Source organism: Polyangiaceae bacterium (assembly GCA_016715885.1).
Taxonomy (GTDB): Bacteria; Myxococcota_A; Polyangia; order Polyangiales; family Polyangiaceae; genus Polyangium.
On the sequence record JADJXL010000028.1, the window covers coordinates 57,302 to 73,394 of the forward strand.

Here is a 16,093-nt window from a genome sequence, read left to right on the forward strand (position 1 = left end):
GATCCGCACCACGAGCGATGAGACCCGAAGCCGCATCACCCCCGATGATCAGCGGCAATCCCGCGTCGAGACGAGCGGCTAGAGCGTTCGGTAAACTCACGACTTCACGCAAAGGCACGAACTTGCGTCCCTTCTTATCACTTCACGCCGCAACACGGAACCACAGACGGTGCGACGTCGTGAAAAGGTGCCGCCAACCCCTTTCGGAAAAGCACTCAAGAAGACGAGACCCTGAATGGACGACCAGGAGACTGCCGCCGCGGCAAAAACTTACGATCGAAGATGCGCACGCGACGAACGAAGAGATCCAAGAGAAAAACCGCGATCGCTGCATAGATGAAGCGCGGCCACAGTTCTTCGTGATACGTCACCTTCTCGCCGGCTGCGGCGAATATCGCCTGCACGTTCGGAGGATCCATCGCGCCTCCGGTCGCTCGAGCGGCCTTCTCCATCGACGCGATGTCCGGCTCGAAGCCCGCGTACTCCTTGGGATACGGATTCGACACGTGCCCGAAGCTCACGGCGACCTGCTTCAGCTCGCCCCCCTCGGTTTGTCGCAGATGCTCGGCACGCAGCAAGAATGATCCGTACTTGTCGATCGGATGATCCACTTCGTACCGGCCAGGAGCCGTCTGCTTGAAGTCTACGACCGTGGTTTGTCCTCCAGGCTCGGGACCAACGATGCTGAGCCGCGACGTCAGGTTGTTCTCGAAGCGTTCATCCGCGCCAAACGCATCGACCGACGCACGCAAGCGCCCGCCCGTGACCTCGGCCTTCATGTCGAGCTCACGCCGATGCTTTTGCCGCATGTGCTCGCGTACGAGCTGCCCCCAGAACCGCTCGAATCCCGGCCACCTGAGCCACTCGACGGCCCAGCGCGACTTCACGTCGCTCGTCCACGCCAGCGTCCAACCAAGCCCCACACGCCAGCGCGCGAGGATCGGCTCCTGCGTGTCGCTCTGAAGCAGCTCCTGCGCCGGAGTCGGCTTCATCTTGGTCGAAACGTAGCCGTGCAGGTTTGGCGCGGTACGCACGTCGATGCCTCGCAAGAACGCCGCGTCGCCCACTTGCGTGACGGGGAACCACTCCTCGACGGCCGCTGCACGCGCGATCATCTCCGTCTCTTTCGTGAAGATTCGCGGCAAGCTGTTGGCATCCATGACCGCGTGGTACCGACCACCACCCACGTCCGCGATCATCTTCAAAAGCTGCTCGTCGACATCGCCACCGAGGCCCACGGTCGTCACCGTGATCGACTCGGCGATCATGCCCGAAACGAGGTCGCGAATGCCCGCATTCGGCGCTTTGCCATCCGTCAAGAGCACGCAGTGCTTCTTGCGCGCCTGCGTGACGGTGAGGTCTTGATACGCCGCATCGAGCGCGGGAAAAATCTCCGTGCCGCCACCTGGCGTGATGCGCGCGATGTCCGCCCCTATGCGTGAACGATTGCGTGCCGGCTGCATCTTCACGTAACGCGTCGGCGCCGTATCGAACGCGATGACCTCGAGCAAGTCGTCCGACGAAAGCACCTGTGCGGTCGCTTTTGCCGCTGCTTTGGCCATCTCGAGCGGCAAACCCGTCATCGACCCCGAACGATCGATGACGAGCACCATCGCCACGCTCGGCATCTCCTTCTTGCGCTCATTGTCCATGCGCACGGGCAAGATCCGCTCGATGGTCGTGTGATACCAGCCGCCCAAGCCGTAGCCCGCTTCGCCCCCGGAAAACAAAAATCCGCCGCCGAGATCCCGCACGTACGTCTCGATGAGCTCCTGCGCTTGCAAGCTCACCGCATCCTTCGGCGTATCGCTCAAGATGACGAAATCGAAACGTTCCATCTCCTTCAGCGACCCCGGAAAACCCGCCGGAGGACGCACATCGACCTCGAATTGCTGCGCCGTCAGAGCACTCGAGAGCGGTCCCGCATGTTGCGGCGTGCCCTCGACGTACAGCACCGAAGGACGACCGGGAACATCGATCGTCGTCGCGTAGCGGTTGTTCTCTTTGAACTTGTCAGCCGGGATCTCGTCGACTTCCAGCGCGTACGTGACCTGCCCGGCGATGCGCACGACGCTCTTGAAGACGACATCGTTTGGACCTGCAACGAGATCGATCTGCTTGACGCCGTCGAGTCCGTTGAGGGCTTCACCTTGGTAGAGACGAACCCGCGCCTTCGTCGCGCGCGTAGCGTAGATGTCCGCGTGAACTGCGAACGTTTCGCCCACCTTCACGCGCTCGGGCATCTTCAGCTCGCGCACGGCGACTTCCGGTGGAGCGGGGCGACGGTACGGCACCGTGAAGAGTTTGACCCCGAACGCCTTGGCTCGATTCGCCTCGGCCAAAACGTCGCCTTCGGTTTGCACGCCATCGCTGAAGAGCACGGCGCGCTTCAGATAGCCTTGCGGATACAGCCCGTAGGCAAGCTGAAGCGCAGCTTGCAAGTTCGAGCCTGCGCCGAGATCCTTCGCAGCTTTGCCGCTTTCGTCACGATGCCGTTCGATCAGTGGAGGCTTGGGTTTGTCCTCGTCGGTTTCGCCGGGCGGAACGGCCCGAGGCCGCTCGGCAAACGTCACGAGCTCGACGACGCTGTCCTGCGGTTTGTCCTTCCAAGCTTGCTCCAACGCCGCTCGTGCATCGGCAAGCGATTCGTCGGTCACCGAATCGGACACGTCGACGATGTAAACCGTGCACGTCTTCTCGGTCGTCGCCGTACGTGCGAGCCGAGACAAACCCAACGCGACGAGCACGACGAACGCGATGCGCAAGAGCACGGAGATCACGCGCTGCTGCCACGGCAAGTCCGCGAGCGACTGCGACAAGACGCCTACGAACCACGGCGCCAGAAGCACCGCGCCGAGCATCTTCGGATTCAGCAGCTCGTAGGTGATGCCGTTACGCACCCAGCTCAACGTGGGGTCCGGATGCAGAAGGACAAACCGGCGGTAGGCCCAGAACAGGATCCCCGCAAGCGCTACGCAGGTGATGGTCCAAGCGACGATGCGGAAGCGCCTACTCATACCGTCACCCTCCGATGGTACGTGAGCCACTCGATCGCGGTCACGGCGAGCACGGCTGCGAGAAGGTAGATCCAGATCTCCCGTCGCACACCCACCTTGAACTCACCCACGGCACCTGCAGACCGCGTTCCCACGACGAGCTCCTTCGTCGGCGTGATCTCGCTCTCGCTTGCGTCGACCAAGTTTGCCGCAAACGAGCTCGTCTCTCCCGGCCCCGTGGACAGCTCGTAAAAGCCTGCAAGCTGGCCCAGAAAAACCGCACGGCCATCCTTGATGGGTACCGTCGTCGTCGACGCATCGGGCAACGTCAGCGTCGCCGTTTCCGCTGCAGATGACGCCGGGATCTGCCAAACCGAGCCCGTACGGAACGACGAGATGTACTGCACGTCCTCTTCGACGAAGTCGTTGATCACGTTGAGCACGAACATCGGCCACGAGATCCGCAGCGCAAAGTCCGTCTCCCGCACGTCCATCCCGAGCGCCACGAACTTCACCCCCGCTCGACGTCCCGCGATGAGCAACGCGCCCTTGTGACTCTTGCCGATGACCTTGTCTTCCTTCTCGCCTTCGAGCACACGCGCGCGCGCAACGTTCACGTCCGAAAGAATCGTGTAGCGCAGGATCGGATGCTTCTCGTCGAGCTCGTCGAAGCCGAGGCGCACCTGCGGATCGGTGTCTTCGATGGTTTTACCAACCTTGAACGGCACGTTCTCGCCCGTCGGATTGAGGTAAAACAAGCCGCCACTTCCCGGCGCGACGTTCGGCGTGACTCCATCGAAAATCGTCACATCGAACGTCCCTGCAGCCGGATACCGCGAAGGATCCACCGAGGTGACCTCGAGGTATTCGTCGAGCAAAAGGGCCGCTTCGAGGAACATGTTCCCCGTCGAAACGACTTGAATGCGCGCCCTGCGCCGCTCGGGCAAAAGCGCAAACGCTCGATCATCCGCGGGCAAGTCGTCCTGCACGTTCCCCGCGAGCGCGATCTTCGCTTCGAGGTTCTTCGATGCGCCCGAAAGGTTCGGATAGAAGCGCGGCAACCTTTCCTTGGGGCCCAAACGAAGGTTTGTTAGGTCCGTCAGTTGCCCATCACCAAAGAGCGAAATCTCGACGTCGGTCGGTTCGTCGTTCGTGTTGGTGACTTCCAACATCACCTCGTAACGCGACTTGTCGAGCGGGTAGCGACGCACGGAAAAACCCGTGATCGCCACGTTCTTCGATCGCTCACCGACCGGCATGTACGAAAGACGCACGTTACCAAGGTCGACATTTGCAGCTTCGCTGAGCGACGTTCCGAGCGCCCCATCCGATACGACGATGATTTCGGGCGACGACAACTTACGCAGCGTATCGGCCGCAAACCTGAGCGCTCGAGGGAAGTCGACACGCGCATCGGTCGGACGAATGGCCGCGACGGCTGCTTCGAGGTCCGGGATCTCGCTCGTCATCGTCGACAGCGGCGTGACGGCCGCATCCATTTGCGCGACGAGCATGCGGTCCGTACCGGACAAACCTCGCACGAGCCGCTTCACTTCTTCCTTGGCGGCATCGATACGCGTCGGCGCAACATCGACCGCTTTCATGCTCGCGCTGGCATCGACGAGCACGACGATGTTCCGCCCTTCGAGGATATTTGCGGCGGGGCGTGGATCACCGAGCGCGAGCAGCAGCAGAGCCAAAAGCGCGAGCTGAAGCAGCAGCGAAAAGAGGCGTTTCAACTGCGAAAAGAGGCTCGTGGCTTCTTTGTCGCGCAGAATGCGTTCCCATATTTTCTCGAATGGAACGGCAACCGGCCTACGACGCAGCTTGAGAATGTAAAAAACGACGACGACGGCACCGGCGAGAGCACCGATTTGCAACAAAGTGGCCAGGGGGACGCCGACGAAGTGCATTATCGGAGAAACCCTCCGCGGCGAAAGACGCGCAGAATCAATTCATCGAACGACGCATCGACATCGGCGCGAAAATAACTCACTTGGCGGGACGTACAAAACCGCTGCACTTCCTCCAAATAAGTCTCATATGCCTGTTGATACTTTTCGAGCACCTTGGCCGTCACCGTGACTTCGCGTTCCGCGCCCGTTTCGCAATCGTACACGCGCACGTCGCCTCGCATTTCGGGACGACCGTCTTTCGGATCGACGATGTGAATGACGTACGGCTCGAAACGATTGAAGCGCAGCACATTGATGCCTCGCTCGAATCCTTCGGGATCGTACAGATCACTGAGAAGGACCGCGAGACCTTTGCGTTTGTGCTGAGCGACGAACGTTTTCATCGCTTCGCCGAGGTCGGTTTCGCCTTCGCCCTTTGCATCGGACAAGAAGCGAAAAATGCGAAAAATGCGCGCTTTGCCGCGGGTCGTCGGCATGCGTCCGCTGATTTCGTCGGTCGCCGTGACGATGGCAATCCGGTCGAGATTGGCCAGACCAACGTACGCCAGCGCCGCACAAAGCCGTTTGGCCTGACGAAGCTTTTGCCCATCGCCAAACCCCATGGAAGACGACGTGTCCAAAATGAAATAAATGGACAAATCCTCTTCTTCTTCGTACAGGCGAATGAGCAACCTATCGAAACGCTGATAAGCGTGCCAATCGAGGTAGCGGATGTCGTCGCCGGCCGTGTAATCGCGATGGTCGGCGAATTCGATGCCCGAGCCGGTTTTCTTCGTACGACGCTCGGCCCGCATCGCGCCTGAAAAGACGCGTTTGCTGACCATGGCGAGATAATCGAGCTTGCGCTGGAATTCGTCGTCGAAAAGGTCGTCATCACCCGCGGCCGCACGCGAGCCCCCAGCGCGATCCCGTATCCCGAGAAACTCGAGCACTCCCATGGCAAAAACGTCCTACTCGGTATCGGGAAGGTGCTTGATGATGGTCTTGAGAATATCGTCCGTTTTCACGCCTTCGGCTTCGCCTTCGAAGTTGAGCAGCACGCGATGCCGCAGCGCAGGCAAACAGATGGCTTTCACGTCGTCGATCGACGCCGCAAATCGTCCCTCGAGAAGCGATCGAATCTTCGCCGCGAGCAAAAGCGCCTGCGCTCCACGCGGAGACGAACCGAACTTGACGAATCGCTTGACGACATCCAGCGACTTTTCCGCAGGATGCGTCGATTGGAGCAATCGCACCGCATAATCTTGCACGTGCCGCGCCACGGGCACTTCACGCACGAGCTTCTGCATGCCGATGATTTGCTCACGACTCATCACGGCCTTCGCTTCGGGAGCCGCCACGCCCGTCGTCCGATCGAGAATCGAATGCAGCTCGTCTCGCCCGGGGAAACCCACGTGCAGCTTGAAGAAAAAGCGGTCGAGCTGCGCTTCGGGAAGCGGATAGGTGCCTTCGCTTTCGAGCGGGTTTTGCGTGGCCAAAACGAAAAATGGTTGGTCGAGCGGATAACTCGACTTCGCCACCGTCACGCGATGTTCCTGCATGGCTTCGAGCAGCGCGCTTTGGGTTTTCGGCGTCGCGCGATTGATTTCGTCGGCGAGCACGATGTTGGCGAAAATCGGACCCTTGCGGAATGAAAAATTCCGCTGCCCGCCGGCACCTTCGTCGATGACCGTCGTGCCAATGATGTCCGCCGGCATCATGTCCGGCGTGAACTGAATGCGGGAAAACTGAAGATTGAGCGCTTGTGCAACCGTGCGCACGAGCATCGTTTTCCCGAGACCCGGCACGCCTTCGAGCAGCGCGTGCGACCCCGCCAGCATGCAGGTGATCACGCCGTCGACGATCTCGCGGTTGCCCACGATGACCTTGCCCACTTCCTCACGCAATTCACCAATGGTCTTTTGAAAGACAGCGACCTCGCTGCGCGCAAGATCCTTGTTTTTCTCGGCCATCTATCCCTCTGTCTTCGATGCTTCTCGCCGAAGCGTTCACTCTTGAAAAACTTAACCCATCGCCATTGGTTTTTCCAGGACAATCATTCTCTCGGCCGAATGAGCTGGAAGTACCGATTGACGTAAAACCGATATCCGTCCGGAATCTTCTCTTTGTTGATCTGGTCCTCGGCAACGGTCCGGTATTGCGTGAATACCTTCTTGTAGCCACTTCCTTTGAATCCTTTTTCGGCCGCCGCGAGAATCACTTCGCTGTTCGATGCCCCGCTCCCGGAATCGAGCCCCTGGGCCTGAACATCCTGCGTGCCGACCTTCGGATCCGTTCGATTTCCCGCAATGTCGCCACCTCGACCCGAACCGACACCATCGCCTTGGCCACCACCCGGCTGATCACCACCCTGCCCCTGACCACCCTGACCAGGCTGATTCCCGCCGCCGCCCGGCGTTTGTCCAGGCTGATTACCTCCGCCGCCCGGCACCAATATCTTCTTTCCACCAGGACCCATCACCCAGGTTTGTCCCTGCCCACCTTGACCATTCTGGCCTTGCTTGCCCTGGCCGTCCTGACCGTCCTGACCATCTTGCCCGTCTTGCCCGTCTTGGCCCTGCTGACCCTGCCCCGGCTGCGGCTGTCCCTGCCCCTGCTGACCACCTCGAGCGCGCTTTCCAAAGCGAAGCTGCCTCTTCATGCGCTCCTTGCCCGCTTGACCCTGCTGCCGCATGAGCTCGCGCAATTCTTCGAGACGCTGGCGCAATTCTTCCTTTTCCTTGTCCGACATCTGCTCGTCCTGCATGCGCTGCAGGTCCTCGGCCGCTTGCTCGAGATCCTCCGCAGATGCGCCCATTTCACGCAGCAAATCCTCCGCTGCCTTGGCAAGCGCTCGATCGAGTTTGCTGAGCTGCCGGCCTGCACGCTGCTGACGTTCCGCCTCGCGATCGAGCCTTTCGAGCTCGCGCTCCTTTTTCTTCAGGAGTTTTTCTTCGGCCTCGTCGAATGCGCCCGCGTCCTGCTCTTGCTTCTTCTTTTTCTTCTTGAGCAGCTCTTCGCGAATCTCCGCCCGTTTTTCCTCAATGGCGGCGAGCGCTTCCTTTTGCCGTTCAGAAGCCTTTTTCAGCGCATCCCGAAGCCTTTCGAGCGCTTGTTTGTCGGGCTTTTTCTTGTCACGCAATCGCTGGGCCAGGTCCTTGAGGTCCTTCTTGGCCTTTTCGAGGTCGTTCTTCTTCAGCGATTCGCCAAGAGGCTTGGACATCTCGCTCGATTCGAGATGTTTGCCCATCTCCTGAAGCGCTTCTTCGAGCGCTTTGCGATCGGCCTCGTTGCCCTTCAAAAGGTCACGCTCGATCGCCTCCATCTTGCGAAATGCTTCGGTTCGATCGAGACGCTTGTTGGCGATGTCTTCGATGAGCTGATTGAAGCGTTCGATGGCAGCTTGAACTTCGGGCGTTTGCTCGCGCTTTTCGAGTTCTTTTGCGGCATCTCGGAACAAGTCGAGATCGTCGGGAGCAAGCACGATCGCGTCGATCGTAGGGGCCGCTGGGGGCGGCGGAGGAATTGGAACGGGAATTTCGAGCAGCGCGACGGCGAGCGCTCCGATGCCGAAAAGAACCGCAGGAGCCGCTCCTTGCGGCAGGTGCAACGGCGCGGCTTTTCCAGGACGAAGCGCGCCGGCATGCTCGCAAGCATCGTCGATCGCGACCTCCATGAGCGGGCTGCGATCGGAAGGAGACACCGCATCGAAGGCGAGCGCGTTGGTCAAGCGATCGTGGAGATTGTGGTGCTGATCGAGCGCGATCGTGCCCGCGCGAGGAGGAAGCTTGCGCAGAAGCCCGACGATGACGACGGCCAGAACGAGCGCTGCGGCACCGGCAAGCGTGCGTTTGGCGGCGATCTCGGAGAGGTGGTCGGGAAAAACTTTTCGTACAGCGAGTGTGCCCGCGACGACAGCGAACGCGAACGTCAGCGCGGGCGGGAGGTATCGAAGGGCGCGATCGATGCGCAAACGAAGCGCGACCAAGGAGGCGGCGCGGCGGATGCGGGCGAGGTCTCGGGGGCGTTCTATGCTCACGGTGGCAAGGCTCCGATGGGTCCGCAGACGTGCGATCGCAGAGGCAGCGGGCGCGTCATTGTAGCCGTAGACGGATGAGACGCCCGTAAGTTCCTAGAAGGTGTTCCGCAGGCTGCTACGCGTCGCGAATCGTCGGTCGGACTTGCTCAGCGTACAAAGTACGCTTCCGCCGTCCTCCCTAGCTTCGCGACGCTCGCAACGCCTGCGAAACACCTTCTACGCATCAGAAGCGGGAATCATTCCGCGCGACGCGCGGACGCCTACTTTTTGGCGCGCGCCTTGGCTGCTGCTTTCGCCGGAGCCTTGGACGCAGACTTCTTCGCAGGCTTGGCTGCAGTCGACTTCGCGGCGGATTTCTTCGCAGGAGCGGCCTTCTTCGCAGCGGCTTTCGCAGGAGCAGCCTTCTTCGCGGCTTTTGCCGGAGCGGCTTTCTTCGACGTGACTGCCTTCGCCTTCGCCGCAACCTTCTTCGCGACGGCCTTCTTCGCCGAAGCCTTCTTGGCCGAACCCTTCTTCGCTGCCGCCTTCTTCGCGGGTTCGTCCAGGCTGATGGCAGTCACTGGAGCGGAACGCGTTGGCATCTGCTTGCCGTGCTTCTCGAGAACCTCGGCGATCTTTTCGTCGAGCATCGAAAACTCGAACGGTTTGTCGAGCCAAGCGTCGGCTGCGAACAGCGGCGAGTTCATGGCGTTGAGGCGTTCGCCGATACCCGTGAGCATGAGGACCGGGGTGTGCTCGAGCGCTCCGCCCGCTGCACCTTTGGCCTTGACCGCACGCGCCACTTCCCACCCGCTCATCTCGGGCATCATGACGTCGAGCATCACGAGGTCGGGCAAGTGCGTTTGCACGAGCTGCCATGCTGCAGCGCCGTCCGGAGCTTCGTGAACGGCAAATCCGAGACGCTTCAGATGGCTCGAGACGAGGCTGAGCATGGCAGGCTCGTCGTCGGCAACGACAACAGTGAGGGGCTTGGAACTGGAGGACATTTTCGGTGACCGGATGAGAGTACGCAAGGGATGGGAGGTCAAGAGCCACGTGCATGTTCACACGCACGAGCTCGCCCAGGTTGGTTGGACGGGGTTGACAAACAACGAAGGTCTCAGGACATTCCCGACACCCTTCAGGTTCGGACGCACCACGTAGAACCCATGACGAACTCGACAGACATCGCCGCCGTGAGCGGCGCCACGGGCTTCATCGGATCAGCGGTCGTGCGCGAGCTTTTGGCCCAGGGACGCGTGGTACGGGCGCTATGCGAACCGGGTGCAAAAACGACAAACCTCGAAGGTTTGCCCGAGGATCGAGTCGAGCAGATCTCGGTGGACGTGAACGATCGTGAGGGGATGCTGCGAGCGCTCGATGGCGCCGCCACGTTTTTCCACCTGGCGGCGATCTACAAGGTTTGGACGCTCGATCCGGCGGCGATCTGGCACGTGAACCTCGAAGGAACGACGACATCGCTGCTCGCAGCGCGCGACGCAGGCGTCAAGCGCGTGGTGTACACGTCGTCGATCGCGGCGGTGGGACTCGGGGAGGGACAAACTCCAGCGGATGAAACGACGCCGTGGAACATCGCGGACATCGCGAACGACTACATCGCGTCGAAGTATCAAGCGGAGCGCGTCGCGATACGACTTGCCGAAGCGGGGTTACCTCTGGTGTGCGTAAATCCCGCATTTCCGTTTGGACGAGGAGACATCGGCCCAACGCCAACGGGCGGCATCATCTTGAACTTGCTGCGCGGACAAGTGCCCGCCGTCGGAAAAGGCGGCTTTTGCGCGATCGACGTAGACGACGTGGCGAAGGCGCATGTCGCTGCGGAGTCGCGTGGGCGCATCGGCGAGCGGTACATTTTGGGCAATCACAACGTGTCGCTGCGGGAATTTTTCGAGCTGGTGTCGGATGTTGCAGGACTGCCTGCGCCGCGAATGTCGATGCCTGCGGTGTTTGCGCGTGGGGCCGCGCGAGGCATGGAGTTCGTGAGCGATCACTTCACGAAGAAGGCGCCGCTCGCGACGTACAAGAGCGTCCAGTACATGCAGCGCTACGCGTACTTCGATGGAAGCAAGGCGCGACGCGAGCTGGAGATGCCGTGCACGCCGCTGCGGACGAGTGTGGAGCGAGCGGTGGAGTATTTCCGGACGAGCGGGATGGTTTGAGGGCGGAGGGGTTTTCGTCGTTGGGCGCCGTCATCGTGTCGTCGTGCGAAGAATCGACTCTGCCGTCGTGATTGCAACGCACCGCGCTGCAGGGAAAGAGCTCCGAACCTAGGACGCGGATTGCGACATGTGGTAGGATAGATGCATGGATTCCGCTCGATCTGCTCGCGCTGCTCGCGCTGCTCGCCGGCGAGCCACCTACGAAGGGGGCGTCGTTGCATTGGGAAAGGAAGCGCGAGACGCGGATTATCAATTTTGGCACGCGGGTGCGGATGAAGTGAGATGGAACGCGATGCTCGAGATGGCTCTCGCGGAGATTGCGGATGAAAATTCATCAAGACTTTCGCGACTTATTGGCGGAGTTCGTCGACGAGAAGGTTGAGTTCATGGTGATTGGGGGTTATGCGGTCGCCTATTACGACCGCCCTCGTTACACCAAGGACATTGACCTCTGGATAAACCCTGCCCCAACAAACATCGATGCTGCGTCCAGAGCACTCGCTTCGTTTGGCGCTCCGCTGCATATTGTCAACGCACTCCGCAATGCCCGCGAAGATGAAATCGTATGGCTTGGAACGCCTCCGTTACGCATTGATTTCCTACGCGCTGTTGCCGGAATGCACTTTGAGGAAGCATGGCAGCGACGAGAAATGGTGCGATGGGACGATATCGACGTTCCGGTTATCGGCATTGACGACTTGCTTGCATCGAAGCGTGCTGCAGGACGACCGCAAGACCTCGTGGATGTGGCGAATCTCGAACGCGTAAAGATGCGACGCTAGCAATACGCTCGCTTACTCCGCCGTTCGTCAATCAATGCATCAAGCACACCGGCGTGCCGGCACTTTGGCCCGGGCTGCAACAGCTCTGCCGGAATCGGGCCCCCCTGACCGCGTCGCAGAAGGCCTTCCTTTTCGAGGCGCGCCAGCAAAGCCTCATCATCCTCATCAACAGGCGCAGTGTCGACGTGATCGGTCCTCTTGGCTGCCTTCGTTGCTTTCATACAAATCTCGCTACCCCAGACGTGCCACCTGGGCAACTTTCGTTCCGGTAGCACGAAAGAGGTCGGCACCTCGTGCAACATGAAATCTCGTCATATTCCTTGACGATGTGCCCGTTCTCTGTCTAACGCGAACGTTCACGTCTGCGCCAGCCTCGAGCACATCGTGAGGGCCATGGGGGAAATTCAACGCGCGCATGTCACCACGGCAACTCAGACCAAAGGTCGATGGGCAGCCTCGTCGCACCCTCCCTCACGCGGCGCACGCGAGGTTGATCTTCTCGTATTGCCCCGCCGAATAAAACCGACGCAGCGCTCGCCATAGCTGCTCGAATCGACCTTGGCGCGCGAAGCGTTCGTCCAGCATGCCCGCAAAACGAGCCGCGAGGTCATTCGCAAGACGATACCGATCCCCGCGTTCAGTGCCGGGCGGATCGATGTATTGCACGGTATCGAACAGCTTGGCCCGTATTCGCGCCGCGCGATCGGGTTCGAACGGACGAACGTCGTGCGGGTCATGAACGAATATGACGTACTTGTCGACCTCCGCCTGCAATTCGAGCTCGAGCTGCGTCAAAGGCAATTCGCGACGCGCTCTTTCCACGAGAAAAACGAAATGGCTCACGCCTTCGATGACCTGACAGAGCTCGTCAAACGTGGTTGGCACCTTCGCAAGCGCCGAGTCCGGCAGATGCAGCGCGACTTCGACGCCGTCGTCGTCTTCGCGCACCAAGAGCACTTCGCGGTCGATCCCCCCTTCGCATGGCCGAATGAAATCATCCACCAGCGGCGCATTTTCAATGCCGTACATCCGGCAAAGAGCGGCCTGTATGCGCGCGGGCAGCGATCGCGCCGTCAATTGATGCCCTCCACCGCTCGCGTGGGAATGATCCCCCGCGCCCCAAGTTCCTCGGCAATGCGCGACGACCCCGTCCGCAGCCACCGCTCATAAAGTTTCAGCACGCCGCGTTCGTCCCGAGTGCCCAGGGCAATCGCACCTTCGGCAATTTCCGTCAAGACATCGACGAAATCGCTGAATTGGACCGCGAGCTCCTCGAGCACGCCAAACTTTTCGGTTCGTCCGGGCATATGTAGCATCGCCGCTGCATTGGAATATGCCGACGAGCCCACATGCATGACATATCGACGATCAATCCCCCGCAGCTCGATGTGCCCGCCGAAAAACCCCACCGCATAAAGCACGCTGTCCCCGAGCGCCCGCAGACGCCGAAATCGCTCGGCAAATGGAGCTTCCAGCGCGTCACGAAGCTGGAACGTGAGCGGCTTGGAAAATGCAGATTCGACTTCCTCGCTGGGACGAGCGAAGTCGCAGAGAATCCCAACCACGTATTGCGACGCGGCAGGAGACGCTTTCACGTTTCGCGAGCGCAGGGCGTCATCGACGACACTGCCGAAGTACTCTGCGACGCTTGGAGATATCGCAATGTTAGGTGATTTACTCACGGGGCACCTCGTTTTCCGGGAACGGGCGCCGATGAAGGGGAAAAGTCCCACCCACGTTGGCGGAGGCCCTGGCGGCGACCTGGCGAACCCCTGGCGGCACCACATGCCCGATTGCTCAGCTCGACTTCGAAAGACCGGCGTGGGAGGCTTTCCCTGCTACAGCCAAGAGGATTGCCTCCTGAACGGATCATACAGCGGTCGGCGAGCAAGGTCCACCTAGGGGAATGCCGGATTCAGGCAGGATTCCGGGGACTTGTGGCCACCTCCGGGGGCGGCTGCCAACGTGAACGAACTTCGACGATTTGCCCCCCTTGACTCCCAAACGACCGTGGCTATGCTCCGCGCCGCTCGTTAGCACTCACATCAGACGAGTGCTAACAATCGAACGGCAACGTTACGCTCCCCGGGCACACGTCGGTAGGGGTGCGCGGAAGAACCGCGCAGGCAGAGTTCGCCTTCGGTAGGAGCGCCTACGCATTGTCACTTTTGGAGGATTCACGATGGCATCGAAGATCCGACCGCTCCAGGACCGCGTGATCGTCAAGCGGCTGAAGGAAGAAGAGAAGACCAAGGGAGGCCTTTACATCCCGGATACCGCGAAAGAGAAGCCGGTCGAGGGCACCGTGCTCGCCGTGGGCAACGGCAAGGTGCTCGAAGATGGCACGGTTCGTCGCCTCGACATCAAAGAGGGCGACCGCGTCCTCTTCGGAAAGTACTCGGGTACCGAGGTGAAGATCGACGGTGAGGAGCACTTGATTTTGCGCGAGGACGACATCCTCGGCGTCATCGAGGCGTGAACAGGACAAACGCCCTTCCATAAGGAGAATTTGCAATGGCTGCCAAGGAAATCATTTACAACGAAAGCGCTCGCAGCATGATCCTCGCGGGCGTCAATGCCCTCGCGGACGCAGTGAAAGTCACGCTCGGCCCCAAGGGTCGCAATGTCGTGATCGAGAAGAGCTTCGGTTCGCCCACCGTCACCAAGGACGGCGTGACCGTGGCCAAGGAAATCGAGCTCGAGAATCGCTTCGAGAACATGGGCGCGCAGATGGTGCGCGAAGTGGCGTCGAAGACGAGCGACATCGCGGGTGACGGCACGACGACGGCGACGGTGCTCGCGCAAGCGATCTACCGCGAAGGTTCGAAGCTCGTCGCGGCAGGGCACAACCCGATGGAGATCAAGCGCGGCATCGACAAGGCTGTCGAGGCTGTCGTGGGGCACCTGAAGGGCGCCGCCAAACTCACGCAAGATGCCAAGGAAATCGCGCAAGTTGGCACGATCAGCGCCAACGGCGATCAGACGATCGGCAAGCTCCTCGCGGACGCGATGGAGAAGGTCGGCAAGGAAGGCGTCATCACGGTCGAAGAGGCCAAGAGCGCCGAAACGATGCTCGATGTCGTCGAAGGCATGCAGTTCGACCGCGGCTATCTGTCGCCGTACTTCGTGACGGACGCGGAGTCGATGAAGTGCGTCATGGAGGACTGCTACCTCCTCATCTCCGAGAAGAAGATCTCGAACATGAAGGATCTTCTCCCGGTTCTCGAAGCGATCGCGAAGAGCCAGAAGCAGCTCTTGATCATCGCCGAGGACGTCGAGGGCGAGGCGCTCGCGACGCTCGTCGTGAACAAGCTCCGCGGCACGCTGCATTGCGCGGCCGTCAAGGCGCCGGGCTTCGGTGATCGCCGCAAGGAAATGCTGAAGGACCTCGCGGTTTTGACCGACGGTCAGGTGATCGCGGAAGAGCTCGGCTTGAAGCTCGAGAACGTGACGATCAGCGATCTCGGCCGCGCCAAGACCGTCATCATCGACAAGGACAACACGACGATCGTCGGTGGTCAGGGCAAGAAGGACAAGATCAAGGCGCGTCAGCAAGAGATCCGCGCGCAGATCGAGCACACGACGAGCGACTACGATCGCGAGAAGCTCCAGGAGCGTCTTGCCAAACTCGTCGGCGGCGTGGCCGTGATCAAGGTCGGCGCAGCGACCGAGACCGAGATGAAGGAGAAGAAGGCGCGCGTCGAAGACGCTCTGCATGCAACGCGCGCGGCCGTGGAAGAGGGCATCGTCGCTGGTGGCGGCGTGGCGCTCATCCGCGCGCAAGAGTCGCTCCTCAAGCTCGAAGTCAACGACGAGCAACGCTTCGGCATCAACATCATCCGTCGCGCGATGGAAGAGCCGCTCCGCCAGATCTCTGCAAACGCGGGCGAAGAAGGCTCGATCGTCGTGCAGAAGGTGCGCGAGGGTAAGGGCTCGTTCGGCTACAACGCGGCCTCGGGCGAATACGGCGACCTCATCACGATGGGCGTCATCGATCCGGTCAAGGTCGTTCGTTCGGCGCTGCAGAATGCGGCGAGCGTGGCCAGCCTGATGCTCACGACCGAGGCGCTCATTGCCGAGCGACCGAAGGAGGAGAAGGCGGCTGGTGGTGGCGCGCATGCGGGCCACAACCACGACTTCTGATCGTTACACTCGTAGCAAAAAGAAACGCTGATAAAGGCCGACTCGAAAGGGTCGGCCTTTATCGTTCCATTTGTGTTCA

General features: G+C 60.6%; 12 protein-coding genes. 4 read left to right on the top strand and 8 right to left on the bottom strand.

Annotated features, from left to right (window positions below; genetic code table 11):
• Positions 1 to 215: 215 nt before the first annotated feature.
• The 6 genes from IPM54_41495 to IPM54_41520 form a co-directional block, all read right to left on the bottom strand.
• Complete coding sequence (locus tag IPM54_41495; protein MBK9266248.1) at positions 216 to 3,017, bottom strand: VWA domain-containing protein; 2,802 nt, start codon at positions 3,015 to 3,017, stop codon at positions 216 to 218.
• Positions 3,014 to 4,912, bottom strand: a complete 1,899-nt coding sequence (locus tag IPM54_41500) for a VWA domain-containing protein (protein MBK9266249.1) — start codon at positions 4,910 to 4,912, stop codon at positions 3,014 to 3,016. Before IPM54_41500 ends, IPM54_41495 begins: the two co-directional genes overlap by 4 nt.
• Positions 4,909 to 5,850 (bottom strand): DUF58 domain-containing protein, encoded by a 942-nt coding sequence (locus IPM54_41505; protein ID MBK9266250.1) that lies wholly within the window; start codon positions 5,848 to 5,850, stop codon positions 4,909 to 4,911. Before IPM54_41505 ends, IPM54_41500 begins: the two co-directional genes overlap by 4 nt.
• Before the next feature lie 12 nt (positions 5,851 to 5,862).
• Entirely contained in the window at positions 5,863 to 6,864 is a 1,002-nt protein-coding gene (locus IPM54_41510) for a MoxR family ATPase (GenBank protein ID MBK9266251.1), read from the bottom strand.
• An 83-nt stretch (positions 6,865 to 6,947) separates the two neighbouring features.
• Positions 6,948 to 8,930 carry a hypothetical protein gene (locus IPM54_41515; protein ID MBK9266252.1) on the bottom strand — a complete coding sequence of 661 codons (1,983 nt, stop codon included), beginning with the start codon at positions 8,928 to 8,930 and terminating at the stop codon, positions 6,948 to 6,950.
• Between the two features lie 260 nt (positions 8,931 to 9,190).
• Positions 9,191 to 9,916 (bottom strand): response regulator, encoded by a 726-nt coding sequence (locus tag IPM54_41520; protein ID MBK9266253.1) that lies wholly within the window; start codon positions 9,914 to 9,916, stop codon positions 9,191 to 9,193.
• Positions 9,917 to 10,078: 162 nt separating this feature from the next.
• On the opposite strand from IPM54_41520, the gene IPM54_41525 reads away from it, so the two are divergent.
• Positions 10,079 to 11,089 (top strand): NAD-dependent epimerase/dehydratase family protein, encoded by a 1,011-nt coding sequence (locus IPM54_41525; GenBank protein MBK9266254.1) that lies wholly within the window; start codon positions 10,079 to 10,081, stop codon positions 11,087 to 11,089.
• Between the two features lie 323 nt (positions 11,090 to 11,412).
• The gene (locus IPM54_41530) at positions 11,413 to 11,871 is read left to right on the top strand and encodes a nucleotidyltransferase (protein ID MBK9266255.1); all 459 of its coding nucleotides are present in this window, start codon (positions 11,413 to 11,415) and stop codon (positions 11,869 to 11,871) included.
• A gap of 471 nt (positions 11,872 to 12,342) precedes the next feature.
• Here the strand turns inward: IPM54_41530 and IPM54_41535 are convergent, their stop codons facing one another.
• The gene (locus IPM54_41535; GenBank protein MBK9266256.1) at positions 12,343 to 12,948 is read right to left on the bottom strand and encodes a hypothetical protein; all 606 of its coding nucleotides are present in this window, start codon (positions 12,946 to 12,948) and stop codon (positions 12,343 to 12,345) included.
• Entirely contained in the window at positions 12,945 to 13,529 is a 585-nt protein-coding gene (locus IPM54_41540; protein ID MBK9266257.1) for a hypothetical protein, read from the bottom strand. Before IPM54_41540 ends, IPM54_41535 begins: the two co-directional genes overlap by 4 nt.
• A 524-nt stretch (positions 13,530 to 14,053) precedes the next feature.
• Between IPM54_41540 and groES the strand changes: the two genes are divergently transcribed.
• Positions 14,054 to 14,350, top strand: coding sequence for a co-chaperone GroES (gene groES / locus IPM54_41545; protein MBK9266258.1), 297 nt, complete (start codon positions 14,054 to 14,056; stop codon positions 14,348 to 14,350).
• A gap of 35 nt (positions 14,351 to 14,385) precedes the next feature.
• Positions 14,386 to 16,014 (top strand): chaperonin GroEL, encoded by a 1,629-nt coding sequence (groL, locus tag IPM54_41550; protein ID MBK9266259.1) that lies wholly within the window; start codon positions 14,386 to 14,388, stop codon positions 16,012 to 16,014.
• The last annotated feature ends 79 nt before the right edge of the window (positions 16,015 to 16,093 follow it).